Below are 20,239 nucleotides of genomic sequence, written 5' to 3'. Positions count from 1 at the left end.
GTGAACGCGAATTGGCGGGCGATTGCGCTAGTACACTCTCGGCACCATCCGCCAAGTCCGCGCGCAGTACGCTTCGTACTCCGCCCCGAACTGCTCCCTTAGCAGCGCTTCTTCAGCTCGAATCCGCGCAACCAGCGGCGGAAGCATCAACAACGTCAGCAACACACCAACCACCGAGCGGAACACCAGCACCCATCCAAGCGAACCGACCAGCAGCCCGAGATAGCTTGGATTGCGGATCACGCTGTAGATCCCGGTTGTCACCAGCGTATGCCCGGGCTGGATGGCCACCAGTCCGCTGAAGCGATTGCCCAGCACGAAGACCGGCCAGAGTCGCAGGATGCCGCCGCCGACAAACATTGCGACGCCGATCCAGCGCACTGTCTCGCCATCGATCAACCAGAACCCGATGCGATCGTTATAGGCGGGGAAATATCCGGCCAGCAATCCAAGCACGCCGAATGCCAACAGCACCCATCGATTGCGGCGATCTTCGCGCTCGCCGGTGCTGATATTGCCGCCTGAAAAAATCGCGACGACCGCCATGACCATCATGGCGATTGCGGCAGTTGTGCGCGCAAGGTTGTCGAAATAGGGGGCGAAGCCACCCCAGCCGAGGATCGGCAACGCAAGGTAGGCGAGCGAGCTTGCGATGGTGAAGAATGCCAGGGCTGGAACTGGCTTCATGGCTGACGGTACCTGCAGTTCCCAATATGACGCAGCGTATGCCTGTCGCCGGGGGATGTCCAAGAAAAACGGTATCCTTCCGCTTTACCGTCCAACACCCCATGCCATGTCTTTGATCGACCTCAAGAATCTTCAGCAAGCCGCGCTCGATTTTGGCGAGGCCAGGGGCTGGGGCAAGTATCACAGTCCGAAGAACCTGGCGATGGCGCTTAGTGTCGAGGTGGCTGAGTTGGTGGAGATCTTCCAGTGGCAAACCGAGGAAGAATCGCGCGACATCATGTCGACCGACGAGCGCGCGCATGTGGAGCAGGAACTGGCCGATATCACGATCTACCTGACGCAGCTGGTGACCGCGCTTGGCGTTGACCTGGACGCGGCGGTTCAGGCCAAGATGGCGATGAATGCCCGCAAGTATCCAACGTCCGGCGAAGGCGCATAGCCGGGCCGGGTCGCGCGCGAATCACGTGTCCGCTTACTGACAACTTCGTACGACAATTCCGGCTAGACTTTCGCCATCGCCTCTCGCGGAGATTGGGCCATGGCAGCGCGCAAGGGTAAGGTTGCGAGCAATATCCACGTCGGTATTGGCGGATGGAGCTATGCGCCGTGGCGCAACAACTTCTATCCGGCTGGTCTGGCGCAGGCGCGTGAGCTCGAGTACGCGAGCCGGCACCTGAGCGCAATCGAGATCAACAGCACGTACCACGGCACGCAGAAGCGCACGTCGTTTGCCAACTGGCGCGATGCCACGCCCGATGGCTTTGTGTTTTCGGTCAAGGCGTCGCGCTTTGCCACCAACCGGCGCGTTCTTGCCGAAGGCGCCGATTCGATTCACAAGTTTATCGATAGCGGCATTGCCGAATTGCGCGACAAGCTTGGCCCCATCGTCTGGCAGTTCGCGCCTACCAAGCAGTTCGTACCTGATGACTTCGAGGCATTCCTGAACCTGTTGCCAGACTCGGTGGAAGGCGTGCCGCTGCGTCACGTGCTGGAGGTGCGCCACGACAGCTTTATGTGCGACGAGTACCTGAAGCTTGCGCGCAAGTTCAAGGCCGCTACCGTTTTCACCGACTCGCCCAAGTTTCCGTCGTTCGCTGACCTGACCGCGGACTTCGTCTACGCGCGGCTGATGAATGCCGAGGCGAAGATCGCGACCGGCTATGCGGCAAGGGACCTCGATCACTGGGCGTCACGCGCCGCGGCCTGGGCCGATGGCAAGGCGGCCGACGACTTGCCACGGGTGGAAGACAAGCCCGCGGCCAGGCCCAAGGCCAAGGAAGTCTTCCTGTTCTTCATCAATGGTGCCAAGGAGCATGCTCCGGCGGCGGCTGGCGCATTGCTGGAGCGACTGGGCTGGGCACCGGCCGAAGAGGTGCCGGTGAAGCGTGCGGCGGCAAAGACGGCGAGTAAGAGCGCGGCAACCGAGAGCGCGACGAAGAAGGCAGCTACAAAAACGGCCGCTACAAAGAAGGGCGCCACAAAGAGCGCGACACGGAAGTCGGCCGTCCGCCCTGCCGCCTGAGCCACACAGCCTGTGCGAGACCCGCATGGATAGCCAGGACCTGACCTCCGCATCATCTGCACCATCCGCACCAACCGCTGCGGCAGCCACTGGCGTGCCGTTTTCGGTGCTGCCGCTGGAGCCAATGTGGCTCGATGCACTGGCGCGCCTGGGGCATGCGACGATGACGCCGCAACAGGCCATTACCCTGCCCCTTGCATTGGGCGGCCGCGACCTGGTTGTGCAACTGCGTGATGGCGCCGGCAGCACGACGATGCTGACGATCGCCCTGCTCCATCGCCTGGATCCGCAGCGCTTCGATGTGCAGGCGCTGGTGTTATGCCCCACGCGCGAACGGGCTGGTCATGTGGCGCGACGCATTGGAGAGATCGCGCGGGTAACGGAACACGTGAAGGTTGCGCTACTTTGCCACGGCATGCCGATCCGGCCGCAGATCGACAGCCTGATCCACGGCGCGCATATCGTGGTCGGCACGCCTGGGAGACTGCTCGATCATGTCGATGCGGCAAGCCTGGATCTGCGTGCCATCAACATCGTGATCTTCGATGAGGCTGACACGATGCTCGACATGGGGTTTGTCGACGACATCGCTTTTGTCGCGGGTCGATGTCCGAAGGCGCGGCAGACCTTGCTGTTGCACCGGTCTGGCGATGCCGAGCCACCGCCCGATATCACGCGTCTCGCACGCCAGTGGCTGCGCAGGCCGCGCGTGATCGGGATGGATGCGGCAGGCGCCTGACCTTTCACCGACCGCGCGCCCGCTCCAACATTTCTTACAAAGATTCGTGAAAGTCACCCTGTAACGCGCGCCGATCCTTTGCTAATCTGGATAAACGTGGCCAGGTTTGGGGATGCTAGGACGCGATGGCACGAGGGGGGCGCAAGATTATTGCGCGGTGCCGCAAATCCGTTAGACCTCGGCAGGCGACTGTTTCCAAGACGGCAACAAGGAGTCGGTGACATGAAAACCGCACGGCAGGTTCTGGAAAGCAAGGCGAGTCAGGCAATCTTCAGCATTCCACCCACTGCGACGGTCTATGCCGCGCTGCAGTTGATGGCGGACAAGCGCATCGGAGCGCTGCTGGTGATGGAGCAGGACAAGATCGTCGGCATCCTCAGTGAACGCGATTACGCGCGCAAGGTGATCCTGATGCAGCGAACATCACGCGAAACCCTGGTACGCGAAATCATGACCACGGCGGTCATCTATGTGCGCGCCGACCAATCCACGGAAGATTGCATGGCGCTGATGACGCGGCATCGGCTGCGTCACTTGCCGGTGATGGAGCAAGAAAATCTGCTCGGCATGCTGTCGATTGGCGACCTTGTGAACGACATCATCAGCGAACAGCGCTTTGTCATAGAGCAACTCGAACATTACATCACGGGCGGATCGCGTTGATCGGCGCGCTTCTCCGCTAAAACCTCCCGCAAATTCAGGTAACCTCGGGCACTTCAACGTGTCCGGGGTCGTTCGTCGTTTCCGACCCACATTGCTTGCCCAAAATTTCGGCATGGGCCAGCGCCAAATGCTAAGCATGCATATAATTATGCGGTTACTGAATAAGGCCGCATCGATGTCACGCGGCTGAGTTTCCGTCGTTCCTTCAGCTGCCCGCCTCGTCCTGCATGTCATCGCCCGCCCCCTCCCGATCCGCTGCCCTTGATTCCGCCGCACCTGTAACTCACGAACTCGACATCGACCACGCCGCGATCATGCGTGTGATCGGTGGCATCGTGCTTTGCATCCTGCTTGCCGCACTCGACCAGACCGTGGTGATTCCGGCTGTGCCGGCCATCGCCAATGACCTGAACGGGTTCGGCCACCTGTCCTGGATCGTTACCGCCTACCTGATCGTGTCGACGGTGACCACGCCGCTGTACGGCAAGCTGTCGGACAGTTTCGGGCGACGGCGCCTGCTGATGGTGGCCATCACGCTGTTCATTGCCGCGTCGGTGGCATGTGCGATGGCGCAATCGCTGACGCAGTTGATCCTGTTCCGCGCGTTGCAAGGCGTGGGCGGTGGCGGATTGATGTCGCTGGCGCAGGCGGCCATCGCCGATGTGGTGGCCCCCCGTCAGCGTGGCCGCTATCAAGGCTACCTGGCCACGGTGTGGGCGGTGTCGTCGATCGCGGGACCGCTGGTGGGCGGATGGGTGTCCGATCACCTGTCGTGGCGCTGGCTGTTCTGGATCAACGTACCGCTGGGCCTGCTGGCAATGGCCATGTGCTATCGCGGCCTGGCCCATCTGCGCGCACGCGGCGGCAGGCCGCAGGTGGACTGGCTTGGCGCGTGCCTGCTGGCCGTGGCCATCGTCGCATTCCTGCTGGCGATGAGCTGGGCCGGCGAGGCGTTCGACTGGATCTCGCTGGAAATGGGTGGCCTGCTGTTGCTGACGCTGGTGGCCGTGGCGTTGCTCGCCAGGCAGGAGCGGCGCGCCGCCGATCCGATGCTGCCGCCGCGCCTGTTCCGCAATCGCGCTTACGTGATGGGCGTGGGCGCCTCGGCGCTGGCCGCACTGAATATTTTCCTGTGCATCTTCGCCCTGCCCCTGCATTTCCAGCTCGTACGCGACGCCGATGCGTCAACCTCGGGCCTGCTCGTGGTGCCGTTCCTGCTGTCGACCGTGGCTGGCAACTTCGTGGTGGCGTGGCTTGCGCCGCGCCTGGGTCGCATGCGCGAGATCCTGACCGGTGGCTATGTGGCGGCGGCCATGGGTCTGGTCGGGTTGGCGGCCGTTACCACTGAGGTGCCGACCGCGCTGGTACTGCTTGCAATGACCGTGGCCGGCATCGGTCTGGGCATGTCGATGGTGGGTACGCTGATCAGCGTACAGAACGCACTGGAGCGTCGCGACATGGGGGCCGGCACGGGCGCCCTGCTCGTGCTGCGTTCGCTGGGCAGTGCGCTGGGTGGTGCGCTGGCTGGAACGCTGCTGGCGATGGAATTCCGCGATGCCGTGGCCAAGTCGGGCGTCACCCGGCAACTGGATCTCGGTTCGTTGCGCCATGGCAGCGAAGCCATGGCCCACCTGTCGCCCGCCGTGCGCCAGATGCTGGCGGGTGGGGTCGAATCGGGCTTTCACCTGATCTTTGCAGCAGGTGCCGTGGCGGCGATCCTGGCGCTGGTCATCGTGCGCCGGATGCCGGACCTGGAGCTGCGCAGCAGCGTGACCGAGCACGCTGCCAAGATCCATATGGAGTGAGCGTGACGCAGGTACGTGCGGCGGGGTGTGTAGCCGTGGGTCATGACGCATGCTGCCCGACAGCGTAGACTTGCATGCATTGATCGACACCGGAGCCTGTATTCATGACCCGCCAACGTAGCTCGGCTGCCGCCGCCCCGCATATGAAACGGATGCAAGCCATTGCCCTGTTGGGCGTCATGGGAATGGCCGCTGCCGCCGCGCTGCTGCCGCACCCGGCCCGTGCTGCCGACAAGCCTGCTGGAGCGGCCATGTCGGCCTCGTCGGCCACGCAGGCGGCCGGCAACTGCCCGACGGCGTTGAATTTCCGTTTCCCGCGCCTGCAGGACGAAGCGCCGCAGAACCTCTGCCAGTACGCGGGCAAGGTCGTGCTGGTCGTGAACACCGCCAGCTATTGTGGCTTCACGCCGCAATACGAGGGCCTCGAGGCGCTTTACTCGAAGTATCGTGAGCGCGGTTTGGTGGTGCTGGGGTTCCCGTCGAACGATTTCTCGCAGGAGCCCGGTTCGGCAAAAGAGATTTCCGACTTTTGCTACAACACCTACGGCGTCAAGTTTCCAATGCTCGGCAAATCCCACGTGCGTGGCAGCGAGGCCAACCCGATGTACGTGATGCTGACCAAGGAGACCGGAACCGCGCCGAAGTGGAACTTCTACAAGTACCTGATCGACCGCAAGGGGCAGGTCATTGGCAGCTACAACAGCATGGTCAAGCCTGACGACAAGCAGTTTGTTGCGAAGATCGAGGAACTGCTGGGCTCGCGCTGACAAGCTGGTTTGTCCCGGGATCTACGCGGGTTCGTTGGCTCGCTGTTTCACTGATTCTTGATCGGCATCAAGCGTGAATAGCGCGAGCCTGATTACTTTCGCCGGTTGAAAACGACCACAACGGCGGGAGGGATCATGAGCAGGGTGCTGTACGAATCCAACGGACATATCTGTCTGGCATTCACTGACCTGGTGGATGAAGCGCACGGCGACGCCGTGCAGAGCAACCAGTTCCTGGTGGTGGACCATGGTCACGCAGCACTGATCGACCCGGGCGGGCAGATGACGTACAGCGAGCTGTACATGACCATCAGCCGCTATTTCCCGCCCAAGCAGCTCGACTATGTGATGGCGTCCCATGCCGACCCCGATATCGTGGCTTCGGTGGGACGCTGGCTCACCGCCTCGGAGAGCCGCGTGCTGATCTCCGAGGTGTGGGCGCGCTTCCTGCCGCATTTCTGCCAGGTGGGCAAGACATCGGGGCGCATCGTGCCGATTCCCGACAGCGGGTTGATCGTGCCACTGGGCAAGTCGTCGCTGATGGCCATTCCCGCGCACTTCCTGCATTCCGAGGGCAATTTCCAGTTCTACGATCCAGTCAGCAAGATCCTGTTTTCGGGAGACCTTGGCGCATCCATGACGACCGGTAGCGAGGCCGATGGCGTGGTGACCGATTTCGATACGCACGCGGTGCGCATGCTCGGGTTTCATCGCCGCTACATGAGTGGCAATCGCGCTTGTCAACTATGGGCGGCCATGGCCCGCACGCTCGATATCGCGCGCATCGTGCCGCAGCATGGCCCGTCGTTCCAGGGGCGCGAGATGGTGGAGCGGTTTATCGCCTGGGTCGAACAGTTGCAGTGTGGACTGGACCTGCTTGAGCCATCCCATTACCGCGCGCCGACCCAGGTGATGGGCTGAAGCGGTCGACGGCTGGTGCGCGCACCATGCGCGCTTGCGCTATGCTCGCGTGGCTGATGTCACCCGAGGAGACCAAGACGATGAAACTAGTCCGCGTAGGAAATCCCGGCGCAGAGCGCCCGGGCCTGGTAGACCGCGACGGCCGCGTGCGCGACCTGTCCGGTGTGATTGGCGGTATCGACGCCGCGCAACTGGCGCCCGCCGCGCTGGCGAAGCTCGCGGCGCTGGACCCGGCCACGCTGCCGGTGCTCGAAGGGCAGCGCCACGGCGTGCCCTGGACCGGGATCGGCAAGATCATTGCCATCGGGCTGAACTATGCCGACCACGCGGCCGAGGCCGGCATGCCGTTGCCCGCCGAACCGATCGTGTTCCTGAAAGCCAATACGTCGCTGAACGGCCCGAACGATGCCGTGATGCTGCCGTTCGAATCACACAAGTCCGACTGGGAGGTCGAGCTGGGTGTGGTGATTGGCACCACGGCGCGCAACGTGTCGAAGGCCCAGGCGCTCGAGCATGTGGCCGGCTACTGCGTGGTCAACGATGTTTCGGAACGCGAATTCCAGCTCGAACGCGGCGGTACCTGGGACAAGGGCAAGGGCTGCGATACGTTCTGCCCGGTGGGCCCATGGCTGGTTACGCGCGACGAGGTGCCCGACGCGCAGAAGCTGGGCATGTGGCTCGACGTCAATGGCGAGCGGATGCAGAAGGGCAGCACCGCAACCATGGTCTTCGACGTGGCAACCGTGGTCAGCTACGTCAGCCGCTTCATGACGCTGGAACCGGGCGACCTGATTGCCACCGGCACGCCGCCGGGAGTTGGCATGGGCTTCAAGCCGCCGCGCTACCTGAAGGCCGGCGATGTGATGCGCCTCGGCATCGATGGTCTGGGCGAACAAAGCCAGAAGGTGGTGGCGTACGGCGAGCGCTGATTCAACGCTGGACCGGCTTCATATCCCGTGATGTGAAAAAGCGGGGCGCCTTCGAGGTGGCCTCAGGGGTTCCCCGCTGAAACATCGTCTTTCAAAGCGTCGCGTTTTCAAACAAAGCGTCCGTTAAGGGCAACAGTTTTGCGGGGTTTTGGGGCGCTTTCGCACGAAATCCGCATTCGGGGTTTTACCCATCGACTTCGCGTGAAATACTGTTCTTACATGTCTGCCAACAAGAGCACTGCCATGTCTGAACACGCCCCCGAAATCGAGTCGATATTAAAGACCGTATCGGTCAGCCTCGCCAAGCACGCTCCCACGCGTTCCTTCTGCACGGTTCACGACACGCTCGACTCGCGTGAAGAACTGCAGGACATCCGCCGCAATATCCACCAGCATCCCGAACTTGCCTTCAACGAAGTCCGCACCGCGGAGCTCGTTGCCAGCAAGCTCGAAGGCTGGGGCTATGAGGTGACGCGCGGTGTGGGTGGTACCGGGCTGGTCGGTACGTTGCGCTCCGGCAGCAGCAAACGCAGTGTCGGCATCCGTGCCGACATGGACGCGCTGCCGATTCATGAGCGCTCTGGCCTGCCATACGCCAGCGTGCATGAAGGCAAGATGCACGCATGCGGACACGACGGGCATACCACGGTCCTGCTCGGTGCCGCGCGGCAGCTGGCGCGCACGCGCCACTTCAATGGCACGGTCCATCTGATTTTCCAGCCAGCCGAGGAAATCGGCGCGGGCGGCGGCGCGGAGCGCATGCTGGCCGACGGCCTGTTCGAGCGGTTCCCGTGCGATGCCATTTTCGGGCTGCACAATCATCCAGGTGTCGAGGCCGGTACGTTCATGTTCCGCGCCGGTCCGTTCATGGCAGCGTGCGATACCGTCACGATTACCGTGCGCGGGAAGGGCGGCCATGCGGCACGCCCGCACCAGTCGATCGACCCGATCCTCGTGGCGGGTAGCCTGGTCATGGCGCTGCAGTCGATCGTGGCGCGCAATGTCGATCCGAACGAGACCGCCGTGGTGACCATCGGCACGCTGCACGCGGGGCATGCGCCGAACGTGATTCCTGACAGTGCGCGCATGGAAATCAGCGTGCGTTCGTTCAGCCCCGAGGTGCGGGCCTCGATGGAGTCGCGCATCCGCCAACTGGTCACGTCGCATGCCGAAGGCTATGGCGCGACGGCCGATATCGACTACGTGCGCGGCTATCCGGTATTGGTCAACAGCGAAGCCGAGACAGAATTCGCGCGGCAGGTAGCCGAGGAACTGGTGGGCCCCGAGCGTGCCATCGGCAATTTCCACCGGATTGCGGGCAGCGAGGACTTTGCGTATTTCCTGCAGCAGCGCCCGGGCTGTTTCGTGCGGATGGGTAATGGCGCGAACCAGCCGCTGCTGCATAACGCAGGCTATGACTTCAACGACGAGAACCTGACCGTCGGTGCCGCGTACTGGACGCGACTCGTCGAACGCTATCTGGCGGAGTAGGGCGCGGAGCTGGGCCTATTTGAAGAAGGCGCTCGGCGGCACGCCAAACTGCCGCCGGAACATCGTCGCAAATGCGCTGGGGCTTTCATAGCCCATGTCCAGCGCCACATCCACCACCTTGCCCCGGCCGCCAGGCGTTCCAGCGCGGCCAGCAACCGGGCCTGCTGGCGCCACTGGCCAAATGTCATGCCGGTCTCGCGTGCAAAGCGGCGCTGGATGGTCTTGGGATCCACGCTCAGCTCACTGCCCCAGTCGGCCAGCGTCAGATCTGTGTCGGGACTGGCAATGATCCGCTCGCAGATCATGCGAAGTCCCTGGTCCGTGGGGCGCGGCAGGTGCAGGGGCAACGTCGGCACCAGCTTGACCTCGTCGAGCAGTAACCGCATCAGCCGGCCATCGCGCGAATCGGACGGGTAGGGCAGCGGCACGTCGATCGCCGCCAGGATCAGTTCGCGCAGCAACGGCGAGATGCCCAGCACGGTACATTGCGTGGGCAAATCGGGCGCGGCGTCGGGCCGGATGTACGCGGTACGCATCTGCACGCGGCCCACCATGCGGATCCAGTGCACGGTGCCGCCCGGCATCCACATGCCGCGTGTCGGCGGCACGATCCATTGCCCTTCGGAGGTCGACACCACCATGACGCCATGCATGGCGTGGACCAGTTGGGCATGCGGATGCTGGTGCGGCCTGGTGACATGGCCGGGCACATAGTCTGCCGCCATGGCCGTTACCGGCATGGTGCTGCGATCGTACTGGAGGTAGGCGGGGCGGTCGGAGTATGTGTCGGCGCGATCGTCGGCTGCGGCATCGCGCGGCGCATCGGCGGGTAGCGGCTTGCTGCCCGGTGTGCCGTGATCGATCCATGGGACTGGCGGCGCGGACGGTTTGGCACGCAGCGGCCGACGAGGTGCACCCGGCATGTCCTTTTCTCCAAAGTTACGGCCTCATTCTCGCAGGACAGGCGTCAATTTGCCAATTAGCATCGTCACACTTTCCCGCGTGCCGGCAATTCGGGCGCTCGGGTATTCCACAGAGACAACCGGCCAATGCGCCCCCGCACCATGAGCACTACCGTCAATTCGGCCCCGGCGGCCCCGCATCGCGAGGAGGGCACGCGTTTCCGCGTGTTGTACGCGATCAGCTTTGCGCACTTTCTCAACGACATGATCCAGTCGTTGATCCTGGCCATCTATCCGATGCTCAAGGGCGGCTTCAACCTGAGCTTCACGCAGATCGGCCTGCTGACGCTGACGTACCAGATCACCGCATCGTTGCTGCAGCCGATCGTCGGCCTGTACACGGACAAGCATCCGAAGCCCCATTCGCTGGCCATCGGCATGGGCTTCACGCTGTGCGGCCTGCTGCTGTTGTCGGTGGCACCCACGTATGGCGTGCTGCTGGTGGCGGCGGCGCTGGTGGGTACCGGCTCGTCGATCTTCCATCCGGAATCGTCGCGCGTGGCGCGGCTGGCGTCGGGCGGCCAGCATGGTCTGGCCCAGTCGATCTTCCAGGTTGGCGGCAACGGGGGCAGTGCCATGGGGCCGCTGCTCGCGGCATGGATCGTCCATACCCAGGGTAGCGTGGCGTGGTTCTCGCTGGCCGCGCTGCTGGCCATTACGGTGCTGTGGCAGATTGGTGGCTGGTATGGGCGGCACCTTGCCGAACGCGCTGCGAAGAAAAAGGCCGCTGCCGGCGCGGTCCGCAAGCTGCCGAAGTCCACCGTGGTGCGTGCCATGACGGTACTGCTGCTGCTGATCTTCTCGAAGTACTTCTACATGGCCAGCCTGAACACGTACTACACGTTCTATCTGATGGAGAAGTTCGGCCTGCAGCGCCAGACGTCGCAGATCTACCTGTTCCTGTTCCTGTTCGCGGTTGCCGCCGGCACGATCCTGGGCGGCCCGATCGGCGACCGCATCGGACGCAAGCGCGTGATCTGGGCATCGATCCTGGGCGTGGCGCCGTTCACGCTGATGCTGCCGCACGCCAACCTGTTCTGGACCGCGGTGCTGACGGTGATCATCGGCTTTATCCTGGCCTCGGCATTTTCGGCCATCCTGGTGTTTGCCCAGGAGCTGATTCCGGGCAAGGTCGGCATGGTGTCTGGCCTGTTCTTTGGCTTTGCTTTCGGCATGGGTGGCATCGGTGCCGCGGTGCTGGGCAAGCTGGCCGACGTGCACGGCATCGAGTCGGTCTACCAGCTTTGCGCGTTCCTGCCGCTGCTGGGCCTGCTGGCGGTCTTCCTGCCGGATCTGCGCGAACGCGTGAAGACGGCTTAGAAGTGTGCGTGTTTGTCTCCCCTCTCCCGCCCGCGGGAGAGGGGCGGGGGAGAGGGCCAGCGGTTCAAATTGCGACAGATTGGCAAGCAGAACTTTTGCCCTCACCCCCAACCCCTCCCGCCGTGCGGGTAGGGGAGTGTCAAGCGCCTTCTTATTTCCCCGTCTTGTCCTGCGACACGTCCATGATCATCCGCGTCAGCAGGTACAGGCGCGGGGTCACCGAGTTCAGGTCCACATACTCGGCGTCGTTCGAATGCGCGCCAAAGCCGCGCAGCCCGAAGCGCTCGATCACCGGTGCCTTGGTCGCGGCTGCCGCAAAGGCGGCGTCGGTGCCACCGCCTTCGGCGGTGTCATAAACGGCCAGTTTCTCGCCGATTTCCGCATAGATGCCCTGGGCATGCGCGGCCAGCTGGCGCGCGGCCGGCGTGACTTCAAGTGGCGGACGGCGGCGCTCGAACTTCACATCGACCTTGGTGTCCGTAATCAGCTTCTTCTGGATCCGTTCCTGTAGCGTGCGTTCGAGGCCGTCATAGTCGGCGGTGCGCAGCACGCGCACATCGGCTTGCGCCGTGGCCACGGCCGGAATCACGTTGCGGTTGGTGCCGGCCTGCGACAGCGTCCAGTTGACCTTCATTCCGGTGTCAGGATTCGACAGGTCGCGCATCTGCAGGATCTGGTTCGACATTTCATAGAGTGCGTTACGGCCCAGTTCCGGCGAGCTGCCCGCGTGCGATGACTTGCCTTCCACCTTGAGCGCGATGGCGCCGATGCCGCTGGTGGCCAGCGACAGCCGGTCGCCGGTCACGCGCGTAGCCTCGCACGAGAACACCGCATCCTGTTCCGATCCCAGCTTGGTCAGCATCGAGCGTGCACCGGGCGAACTGATCTCCTCGTCGCCGTTGATCAGTACCGTCAGCGTGCCGTAGTCCTTGAAGTTCATCTTCTGCAGGATCGCCACGGTATGCAGGATCACGGCCACGCCGTTCTTGTCGTCGGCGATGCCGAGGCCATAGGCGCGATCGCCATCGACGCGGAAGGGCTGCTGGGCCAGCATGCCGCGCAGGTAGACCGTGTCCATATGGGCAATCAGCATGATCTTGCGCTTGCCGGTGCCCTTGAACGTCGCGTGAACCATCTTGCCGACCTTCTCAGGCGTATCGTCCATGCGATAGACCTCGGCAGGCGCCACCAGCTTTGCGTCGCCACCAAGCGCGGCCAGCCTGTCGCGGATCAGGTTGGCGATGCGATCGAGCCCTTCGATGTCCTTGCTGCCCGATTCGATCGAAACGAGGTCCTTCATCGTGTCGATCAGGGCGGGCTTCTCCTGCTGCGCCAATCGATAGACCGGTTCGACCGGGGCAGCCTGCGCGTCTTGCGCGACTGGGGCAAGCACGGCCAGCAGTGCGGCAGCGAGTGTGGCAAGGCGGGGGCGGATGGCGGGCATGCGCGGGGACTCCTCTTCGTTGTTGGTGGTGTGAAGCCCACATGTTGCGCGCGTCACGCAACATGGTCCAGTACCCTGGCATCAGTTTTGCGGCATCATCTCGGTCATGAAGTCCGCCGTACCCCAGCCCTCCGCAACGTCCGCCATGTCCGCCCGTCCCGCCTGCGCCCATTGCCTTGCCCTGGCCGATGATCCGCGCCGGCGCGAGCCGCATCCCTGTCTGGCGTTGCGCAATACGGCGCCGCTGGTCAGCCAGAGCGCGGCCGGTGTGCCGTTCAGCATGATGTCCTTCACCTGCCGCGAGTGCGGCACTGCGTGGCGCCTCTACGATCGCGCCAATGAACTGTTTGTCTCGTGGGTGCCCGAACACCCGCTGGTGCGATAGCCGCCCGCGTGGCGCGGGCACATGGGGCGATCGGCTAAGATAGCGCCTGACCCGGCCGCGACCCTTTGCGTCCGCGCACAGTCGCACTGTCGTACTGTCTTCCACGAATTTCCCGCCTTCACGTCTTCCTTCACGCTCCCAAGCCTCCACCATGGCCGCTTTCCGTTACCTGCCGCTGCGCGCGGCATTGCTTGCCACCGCCCTGATTTCCACGGCCGCCACTCCGGTCCTGGCCGCCGACAGCTATCCGAGCCGTCCGATCCGCATGATCGTGGCTTACCCGACGGGTGGCATCAGCGATGCCGTGGCGCGCGCGCTCGGCGAGAAACTCTCGGTGCAGATGGGTACCTCGGTGGTGGTGGAAAACAAGGCCGGCGCCGGTGGCAGCATCGGCATCGATGCCGTGGCCAAGGCCGCGCCCGACGGCTACACACTGGGTTTTGCGTCGACGAGCCCGCTGACGCTCAATCCGCACGTCGGCCACGTCAACTATGACCCGCAACGCGACGTGGCGCCCGTGATGAGCGTCATGTACTCGCCGGTGCTGGTGGTTGCCACGCCCAGCTTTACCGGCAAGACGTTCCAGGACCTGATCGCGCAATCAAAGGCCAAGCCGGGTTCGGTGCGCTGGGCTACGTCGGGCCTCGGTACCGTGGGCCACGTGATGCTGGAGCAGATCAAGTCCAAGTCGAAGGCCGATGTGACGCTGATTCCCTACAAGGGTGCGGGCCAGCAGATGAACGACGCGCTCGGCGGGCAGTTCGAGGTGATGAGCACCAACGCCAGCCCGATGCTGACGCAACACATGCAGGCTGGCCGTCTGCGTGCCATCGCCGTGGGTGCACCCAAGCGCATCGAAAGTCTGCCGAACGTGCCGACGTTCGACGAACTCGGCTACCCCAAGGCCAACCTGACGTCGACCTTCGGCATCTTCGCGCCGGGCAAGACGCCGGCCGCCATCATCCAGAAGCTCAACGCCGAACTGAACAAGGCGCTGGCCGAGCCTGACGTGCGCGACCGCCTGTTGCGTGGCGGCGAAGTGCCTACCGGCGGCACGGCGGCGCAGTTTGCTACCGCGATCAAGGCCGAATCGAACGAGAATGCGCGGATCGTCAAGGAAGCCGGCATCAAGATCGACTAGGCATGGTCTAGCCGGCTGCCGAGCCGGTAGATCGTGCGCAGCATCACGCCGTTAAAGGGCCACAGCGCGAGCTTGGTCCTGACGCGCGACAGATGGCTGTCGATGGTACGCGCCTGTTCGCACATCTCGGCACCATGCCAGACTTGCTCGATCATGGTGCGCCGCATGACCAGCGTGCCGAGGTTGCGGAACAGCAGTAGCGCCAGCGCATACTCCTTCGGTGACAGCGCCACCGGAACCCCCTTTACCCAGGCCTGGCGCTCCGCCACCTCGAAACGGAACACCCCGCAGACGAGTTGCTCGGAAGCGATGTCGATGGCCGGCGGTGCGCCCGTCGCGCTTGTCCTGCCTGTCGGGCCTGTCGGTCCTGTCCCGCCGGTACGCCGCGCGGTATTGCGGCGAACCAGCGCCTCGATCCGGGCCAGCAGTTCCGCATCGCGCGCGGGTTGCCGCACGTAGGCGTCGGCGCCTGCCAGCAGGCAGCGCGCGACGTCTTCTTCCGCATCGCTGGCGCCGAGCATCATCACCGGCATGCCATGGCCGAGCGTGCGCCGTATCCATCCCAGCAGTTCGTCGGCGTCGGCCTCGACCACATCGCGATCGAGTACCAGCAGGTCGTAGGGCGTGCCATGGATGGCATCGATCAGCGCGCGGCCGCTGCGAAAGCGTGCCAGGCTGTGTCCGCCCGGATGCAGGGCCCGCTCCAGCACCATGGCGCGGGCCGGGTTGTCTTCAAGCGCGGCAATCTTCACGGTGGGTGTCCTTCAATGGCCAGAACAATCGACGAGGTGCCGGCCATGTTAGGTCGCCGCCGGTTGCGGATGAAGTAAACATTTGTGCCCGACCTCAAAATGAGCATCGTCTTATAGGGTTAGCGTTCGAGTCCGCATCTAATGGTCGTCAGACAGATCAGCCGCGCCCCAGCCTGGGGTCTGACGACGCATGACAAAGACAGCAAAGACCGCAAGAACTGCAGCCACTGCAAACGCCGCAAACACCGCGACCACCACCGCGACCACCACCGGGACCACCACCGGGACCACCACCGGGACCACCACCGGGACCACCACCGCGACCAGCGGGATTACCTCGATCAGGAGGATCACGTCGGGGACCCGGCTTGCCAGGGTGGTAAGGGTTGCCACGACCGGACACCGGATTGCCGCGCTAGAAAGCGATGGCGCGCATGCTGAGTGGATCCGCGGCATCGTGACGGGCGCCGGCCACGAGTGCGTGACGTTTCTCGACGGTCGCCGACTGCTGCTGGCCTTGCGCAAGATCACGTTCGACCTGCTGCTGCTGGACTGGCATGCAACGCGCGTCACTGGCACCGAGATCGTGGTCTGGGTGCGTGCGCATCTGGACCCGCGCATTCCAGTGATATTCCTGGCGCGCCGTGGCAGCGAGGATGACATCGCGGTGGCACTGGCCGCCGGCGCCGACGACTACCTGGTCAAGCCCATCCGGCCTGCCGAGCTGGCGGCACGCATGCATGCACTGCTACGGCGCGTGTATCCCGACGCACGGCAATCCGGGGAAGAGCACCTGTCATTCGGGCGCTATGGCTTTGACCTCGAGGCGCGGCAGGCTACGCGTGATGGTGTGGCCGTGGCGCTGACGCCGAAGGAGTTCAATGTCGCGGTGCTGATGTTTCGCAATGCGGGCCGGGTCGTGACCCGCGAGCATCTGGTGATGGCGGTATGGGGTCGCGACCTACCGGCGATGTCGCGCACCATCGACACCCATATCTCGCGCATGCGCAACAAGCTCGGATTGAGAGAGGAGGAGGGCGCGCGCGTGATGCCGGTCTACACCTACGGCTACCGGCTCGAACTGCTGGACGAGGGCGGCGTGCCACGGCAGGGCGTGGCCAAACGAAAAAAAGGCACCCGAAGGTGCCTTTCTGACAAACCGTGCAACTGATCAGACGTCGATCAGAAAATGTGGCGGATACCTGCGGCCACGCCGGTCTGGTTGTTCTTGCCCGGCAGTTCGGTCTGGGCTGCGCCGGTGACCTTGTTGTAGTCAACCGTGCCGTAGACCTGGGTACGCTTGGACAGCGAGTACTCGGCCAGCAGAACGCCGGTGTAGCGGTTGCCGCTGCTGCTCACGCCGTTCTTGTCCTTGATGTGGTCGCCGTAGAACACGCCGGTCACGGCCAGTGCCGGGGTGACCTGGTAGCTCACGCCGAAGTAGCCCAGCATGTCCTTGCGCGGGGTGTTCGGAGCGCCAGCGATGATCGCGGCTTGTGCGGCAGGCGTCGATACGCCGGCAGCCTGGTTCATGAAGCCGGTGTCGATGATGCCGGTGTTGTCCTTGCCACCAACGTAGCCCAGGAACAGCTTGGCCGGGCCAATGCCGTACTTGCCGGCCAGACCCCACATTTGCTGCTTGTTGCTGTTGGCGTCACGCGTTTCCTGGTACACACCGCCGATGCCGAACGGTCCGATGTCGTACGAAGCACGAGCACCCCAGTACTGGTTCTTGGTCGTGCTGCCGGCCACTTCACCGAAGCCGTAGCTGGCGCCAACGTTCAGGCCCGAGAACGCGCCCGAGTAGCTGACCACGTTGTTGCTGCGGAAGCGGGTCAGGAAGAACGGCCAGGCGTTGTTCGTGTAGTTACCGATGGTCAGCGGGTCGAAGTCGCCGAACAGGTTAAAGCCTTCGGTGTACTGGCGGCCCAGCTTGATCGCGCCGAAATCACCGGCCAGACCCACGTAGGCTTGACGATTGAACAGCTGGCCCGACGAATTCATCGTGCCGTTGTCGAGGCTGTAGCCGTTTTCCAGCTGGAAGATTGCCTTCAGGTTGTTACCCAGGGCTTCCGAGCCCTTCAGGCCCCAGCGGCTTTGCGTCACGGCGCCGTCGGTCAGGGCAACCTGGCCATGGTTGGCGGCGTCGGCGTTGGTGGTGTAACGGACGCTGGCGTCGGCGATACCGTACAGCGTGACCGAAGTCTGGGCGAAGGCGCTGCTGGCAAACAGCGAACCAAGTGCGAGGGTCAGTAGCGATTTCTTCATGGTGCTCCTTTTCTGTCTTGTGGTTGGACTACCCCGGATCACGGCGCGTCCTATTGGATGACGTTTGCTCTTAACGCCGCGAAAATTTAACAAAAGGCTGATCGTTGCGACATAAAACCGAGCTGGAGCGCCGCTTCGGGGAGACATTTGGTGCAAATCCGTTGGTTTGTCGCTACACAATGCCTTCGGGTCGTGTAGATGGTGCAAAGCAGCACGCATCAAGCCGGTGCACGCGGGGCAGGAAGCAATGAGTGGTGGAGATTGGCGCCAGGTATCGCAACCGTCGCATCGGTTGCTGCTGCGCTGCAGCATTCCCCGCGAAGGGAGGGAGGGTTATCCCTTAAACGGTGGAAAATGCCGAAAAATGCGGGGGCAGGGGAGAAAGCAGAGACAAGCGGGAGGGGGAAGCCGGACGCGAGCGGGCCTCCGACTGGTGCAGCCGGAAGCCCGCCGACAGACCTGGATCGTGGCTTTAAATCAGCGCGCGATCACGCCTGCGGAATTTCAATCTTGACCTCGAGCACTTCGAGGTTGTCCTGGCGCTCCAGGCTGACGCGCAGGTCCTGGTCGCTGATCTTCACATACTTCGAGATGACCGCCACCAGTTCGCGTTGCAGGGCCGGCAGGTAGTCAGCCGGCGCGGAATGGCCGGACCGTTCGTGGGCGAGAATGATCTGCAGCCGCTCTTTGGCGACCGATGCGGATTTCTTCTTCTCCCCCAGCAGGAAGGACAGGATCGACATAGGGATGAGTCCTCCGTTACTTGTTGCCGAAGATGCGCGAGAGCAGTCCCGGCTTCTGGTAGTCGGTGAAGCGCAGCGGCTTGTCCTTGCCCAGGAAACGATCGACCACGTCGCCGTAGGCGTCGGCCACATCGGTGCCATCAAGATGGATGGCTGGCGTGCCCTGGTTCGATGCATGCAGCACGGCTTCCGATTCCGGCACCACGCCGATCAGCTTGATGCGCAGGATTTCCTGGATATCGGTCAGCGACAGCATCTCGCCGCCATGCACGCGCTTCGGGTTGTAGCGCGTGATCAGCAGGTGTTCCTTGATCGGTTCGCCTTCGCTGGCGCGCTTGGTCTTCGAGGCCAGGATGCCGAGGATGCGGTCCGAATCACGCACCGACGATACCTCGGGATTGGTCACGATCAGCGCTTCGTCGGCAAAGTACATGGCCATCAGCGCGCCGGTCTCGATGCCGGCCGGCGAATCGCACACGATGTACTCGAAGTTCATTTCCTTGAGGTCGTTGATGACCTTTTCCACGCCTTCGCGGGTCAGCGCTTCCTTGTCGCGCGTCTGCGAGGCCGGCAGGATGAACAGGTTTTCGCACTTCTTGTCCTTGATCAGCGCCTGGTGCAGGTTGGCTTCGCCCTGCACCACGTTGATCAGGTCATACACCACGCGGCGCTCGCAACCCATGATCAGGTCGAGGTTACGCAGGCCGACGTCGAAATCGATCACGGCAGTCTTGTGGCCACGCAGGGCCAGGCCGGCGGCGAAGCTCGCGCTGGTGGTGGTCTTGCCAACGCCCCCCTTGCCGGAGGTCACTACGATGATTTTTGCCATGGCTCTATGGTCCGGTATGAGTGGAATTCGTCGTGATGGGCACTGCGGCTATCGCATCCGCAGCGGTTCGAGAATCAGTTTTTCATCGGCCAGGCGTACCTGGGCCGATTTGCCGAGCACATCGGCCGGCAGTGTCTGCTCGGCAGTCCGATAGATGCCGGCGATGGAAATCAGTTCGGGTTCCATGCACGTGCAGAAGATACGCGCATCGGGATTACCCTTGACGCCTGCCAGTGCGCGGCCGCGCAGCGGGGCGTAGATATGGATGTTGCCTTCGGCAATGACTTCGGCGCCGTAGCTGACCAGGTCCAGGATCACCACATCGCCCTGGGCGTAGACCTGCTGGCCCGAGCGCAGCGGCTTGTCGATCAGCAGCGTGGGAACGGCGCGCGGGGCCGCGGCGGCGTTGGCTGCCGCCATGATCTCGGCAATATCGGACGCGGTGCCGTTGACCGCGGGCACTTCCGCGGGCACCGCCTCGGCGGGCTTGTCGTCGTCTGGCTTGTCCTTCGATGACTCGTCCCGGCCGCCGCGCCGGCTCTGGCTGTCCAGCAGCGGCAGGCCGAAGCCGCCGGCCCAGCCACGCTGGTCGGTACGCGCCACCACGCCAATGGCGCGGGCGTTCAGGGTTGCAAGGGTGTCGATGACACGGTCCAGCGGCAGCGCGCCGTCACCGTCCAGGCGGCGCAGGTCCAGCGCCACGACATCGTCGGAGAAGAAATCGGGGGTCGACTCGAAACGGGAGAGGAGGTCATCCCGCAGCGCGTCCACGTCGGCGGTATTGAGGGCGAGAAGGAGGGCGTCGACATTGCCACTGCGCAGCTCGAAGCGTGGCGATTTCTTCTGAGACATAGTCGGTGACCGTGGAAAT

Annotated in this window: 20 protein-coding genes and 1 pseudogene; 13 read left to right on the top strand and 8 right to left on the bottom strand. The window is 63.5% G+C overall.

From position 1 onward, the window contains the following. Positions 1 to 27 precede the first annotated feature (27 nt). Positions 28 to 687: a methyltransferase family protein gene (locus ACO550_RS03060; RefSeq protein WP_485994118.1), complete on the bottom strand. Its 660-nt coding sequence runs from the start codon at positions 685 to 687 to the stop codon at positions 28 to 30. A gap of 106 nt (positions 688 to 793) precedes the next feature. On the opposite strand from ACO550_RS03060, the gene ACO550_RS03055 reads away from it, so the two are divergent. The 9 genes from ACO550_RS03055 to ACO550_RS03015 all read left to right on the top strand — a co-directional run bounded on the left by ACO550_RS03055 (position 794) and on the right by ACO550_RS03015 (position 9,524). After that, positions 794 to 1,126, top strand: a complete 333-nt coding sequence (locus ACO550_RS03055) for a MazG-like family protein (protein WP_315598156.1) — start codon at positions 794 to 796, stop codon at positions 1,124 to 1,126. Between the two features lie 99 nt (positions 1,127 to 1,225). Continuing rightward, the gene (locus ACO550_RS03050) at positions 1,226 to 2,209 is read left to right on the top strand and encodes a DUF72 domain-containing protein (protein WP_315598157.1); all 984 of its coding nucleotides are present in this window, start codon (positions 1,226 to 1,228) and stop codon (positions 2,207 to 2,209) included. A 25-nt stretch (positions 2,210 to 2,234) separates the two neighbouring features. Further along, positions 2,235 to 2,948 (top strand): DEAD/DEAH box helicase, encoded by a 714-nt coding sequence (locus ACO550_RS03045; protein WP_315598158.1) that lies wholly within the window; start codon positions 2,235 to 2,237, stop codon positions 2,946 to 2,948. A gap of 222 nt (positions 2,949 to 3,170) precedes the next feature. After that, positions 3,171 to 3,611 (top strand): CBS domain-containing protein, encoded by a 441-nt coding sequence (locus ACO550_RS03040; protein WP_315598159.1) that lies wholly within the window; start codon positions 3,171 to 3,173, stop codon positions 3,609 to 3,611. Between the two features lie 314 nt (positions 3,612 to 3,925). Beyond that, positions 3,926 to 5,416 carry an MFS transporter gene (locus tag ACO550_RS03035; RefSeq protein WP_315598181.1) on the top strand — a complete coding sequence of 497 codons (1,491 nt, stop codon included), beginning with the start codon at positions 3,926 to 3,928 and terminating at the stop codon, positions 5,414 to 5,416. A 104-nt stretch (positions 5,417 to 5,520) separates the two neighbouring features. Then, complete coding sequence (locus ACO550_RS03030) at positions 5,521 to 6,183, top strand: glutathione peroxidase (RefSeq protein WP_315598160.1); 663 nt, start codon at positions 5,521 to 5,523, stop codon at positions 6,181 to 6,183. A 135-nt stretch (positions 6,184 to 6,318) separates the two neighbouring features. Next, positions 6,319 to 7,104, top strand: a complete 786-nt coding sequence (locus tag ACO550_RS03025) for an oxygen-binding di-iron domain-containing protein (RefSeq protein ID WP_315598161.1) — start codon at positions 6,319 to 6,321, stop codon at positions 7,102 to 7,104. A gap of 80 nt (positions 7,105 to 7,184) precedes the next feature. Continuing rightward, a complete protein-coding gene (locus ACO550_RS03020) occupies positions 7,185 to 8,033 on the top strand; it encodes a fumarylacetoacetate hydrolase family protein (RefSeq protein ID WP_315598162.1) in 849 nt (282 codons plus the stop codon). A gap of 243 nt (positions 8,034 to 8,276) precedes the next feature. Further along, entirely contained in the window at positions 8,277 to 9,524 is a 1,248-nt protein-coding gene (locus tag ACO550_RS03015; RefSeq protein WP_315598163.1) for an amidohydrolase, read from the top strand. 15 nt (positions 9,525 to 9,539) lie between these two features. Here ACO550_RS03015 and ACO550_RS03010 read toward each other — a convergent pair. Further along, positions 9,540 to 10,447 (bottom strand): annotated as a pseudogene (locus tag ACO550_RS03010) (AraC family transcriptional regulator). A gap of 141 nt (positions 10,448 to 10,588) precedes the next feature. On the opposite strand from ACO550_RS03010, the gene ACO550_RS03005 reads away from it, so the two are divergent. Then, positions 10,589 to 11,806, top strand: coding sequence for an MFS transporter (locus ACO550_RS03005; protein WP_315598164.1), 1,218 nt, complete (start codon positions 10,589 to 10,591; stop codon positions 11,804 to 11,806). Between the two features lie 151 nt (positions 11,807 to 11,957). On the opposite strand, the gene ACO550_RS03000 is transcribed toward ACO550_RS03005, so the two are convergent. Next, entirely contained in the window at positions 11,958 to 13,250 is a 1,293-nt protein-coding gene (locus ACO550_RS03000; RefSeq protein WP_315598165.1) for a M20/M25/M40 family metallo-hydrolase, read from the bottom strand. Positions 13,251 to 13,356: 106 nt separating this feature from the next. Between ACO550_RS03000 and ACO550_RS02995 the strand changes: the two genes are divergently transcribed. Continuing rightward, entirely contained in the window at positions 13,357 to 13,635 is a 279-nt protein-coding gene (locus ACO550_RS02995; protein WP_485994113.1) for a hypothetical protein, read from the top strand. A 151-nt stretch (positions 13,636 to 13,786) separates the two neighbouring features. Next, positions 13,787 to 14,776, top strand: coding sequence for a tripartite tricarboxylate transporter substrate-binding protein (locus ACO550_RS02990; protein WP_315598167.1), 990 nt, complete (start codon positions 13,787 to 13,789; stop codon positions 14,774 to 14,776). Here ACO550_RS02990 and ACO550_RS02985 read toward each other — a convergent pair. After that, positions 14,773 to 15,528 carry a response regulator transcription factor gene (locus tag ACO550_RS02985; protein ID WP_315598168.1) on the bottom strand — a complete coding sequence of 252 codons (756 nt, stop codon included), beginning with the start codon at positions 15,526 to 15,528 and terminating at the stop codon, positions 14,773 to 14,775. The two genes, ACO550_RS02990 and ACO550_RS02985, sit on opposite strands and share 4 nt — an antisense overlap. 190 nt (positions 15,529 to 15,718) lie before the next feature. Between ACO550_RS02985 and ACO550_RS02980 the strand changes: the two genes are divergently transcribed. Continuing rightward, positions 15,719 to 16,699, top strand: a complete 981-nt coding sequence (locus ACO550_RS02980; RefSeq protein ID WP_485994110.1) for a response regulator transcription factor — start codon at positions 15,719 to 15,721, stop codon at positions 16,697 to 16,699. An 11-nt stretch (positions 16,700 to 16,710) separates the two neighbouring features. On the opposite strand, the gene ACO550_RS02975 is transcribed toward ACO550_RS02980, so the two are convergent. The 4 genes from ACO550_RS02975 to minC all read right to left on the bottom strand — a co-directional run bounded on the left by ACO550_RS02975 (position 16,711) and on the right by minC (position 20,220). Next, positions 16,711 to 17,796, bottom strand: coding sequence for a porin (locus ACO550_RS02975; RefSeq protein ID WP_315598171.1), 1,086 nt, complete (start codon positions 17,794 to 17,796; stop codon positions 16,711 to 16,713). 488 nt (positions 17,797 to 18,284) lie between these two features. Further along, the gene (gene minE, locus ACO550_RS02970) at positions 18,285 to 18,539 is read right to left on the bottom strand and encodes a cell division topological specificity factor MinE (protein ID WP_008645119.1); all 255 of its coding nucleotides are present in this window, start codon (positions 18,537 to 18,539) and stop codon (positions 18,285 to 18,287) included. Between the two features lie 16 nt (positions 18,540 to 18,555). Beyond that, positions 18,556 to 19,368 carry a septum site-determining protein MinD gene (gene minD, locus ACO550_RS02965; RefSeq protein WP_315598172.1) on the bottom strand — a complete coding sequence of 271 codons (813 nt, stop codon included), beginning with the start codon at positions 19,366 to 19,368 and terminating at the stop codon, positions 18,556 to 18,558. 48 nt (positions 19,369 to 19,416) lie between these two features. After that, positions 19,417 to 20,220 carry a septum site-determining protein MinC gene (minC, locus tag ACO550_RS02960; RefSeq protein ID WP_315598173.1) on the bottom strand — a complete coding sequence of 268 codons (804 nt, stop codon included), beginning with the start codon at positions 20,218 to 20,220 and terminating at the stop codon, positions 19,417 to 19,419. Between the last annotated feature and the right edge of the window lie 19 nt (positions 20,221 to 20,239).

It is taken from the genome of Cupriavidus sp. (assembly GCF_057315035.1).
This window is presented reverse-complemented; position numbering and strand designations above follow the sequence as displayed.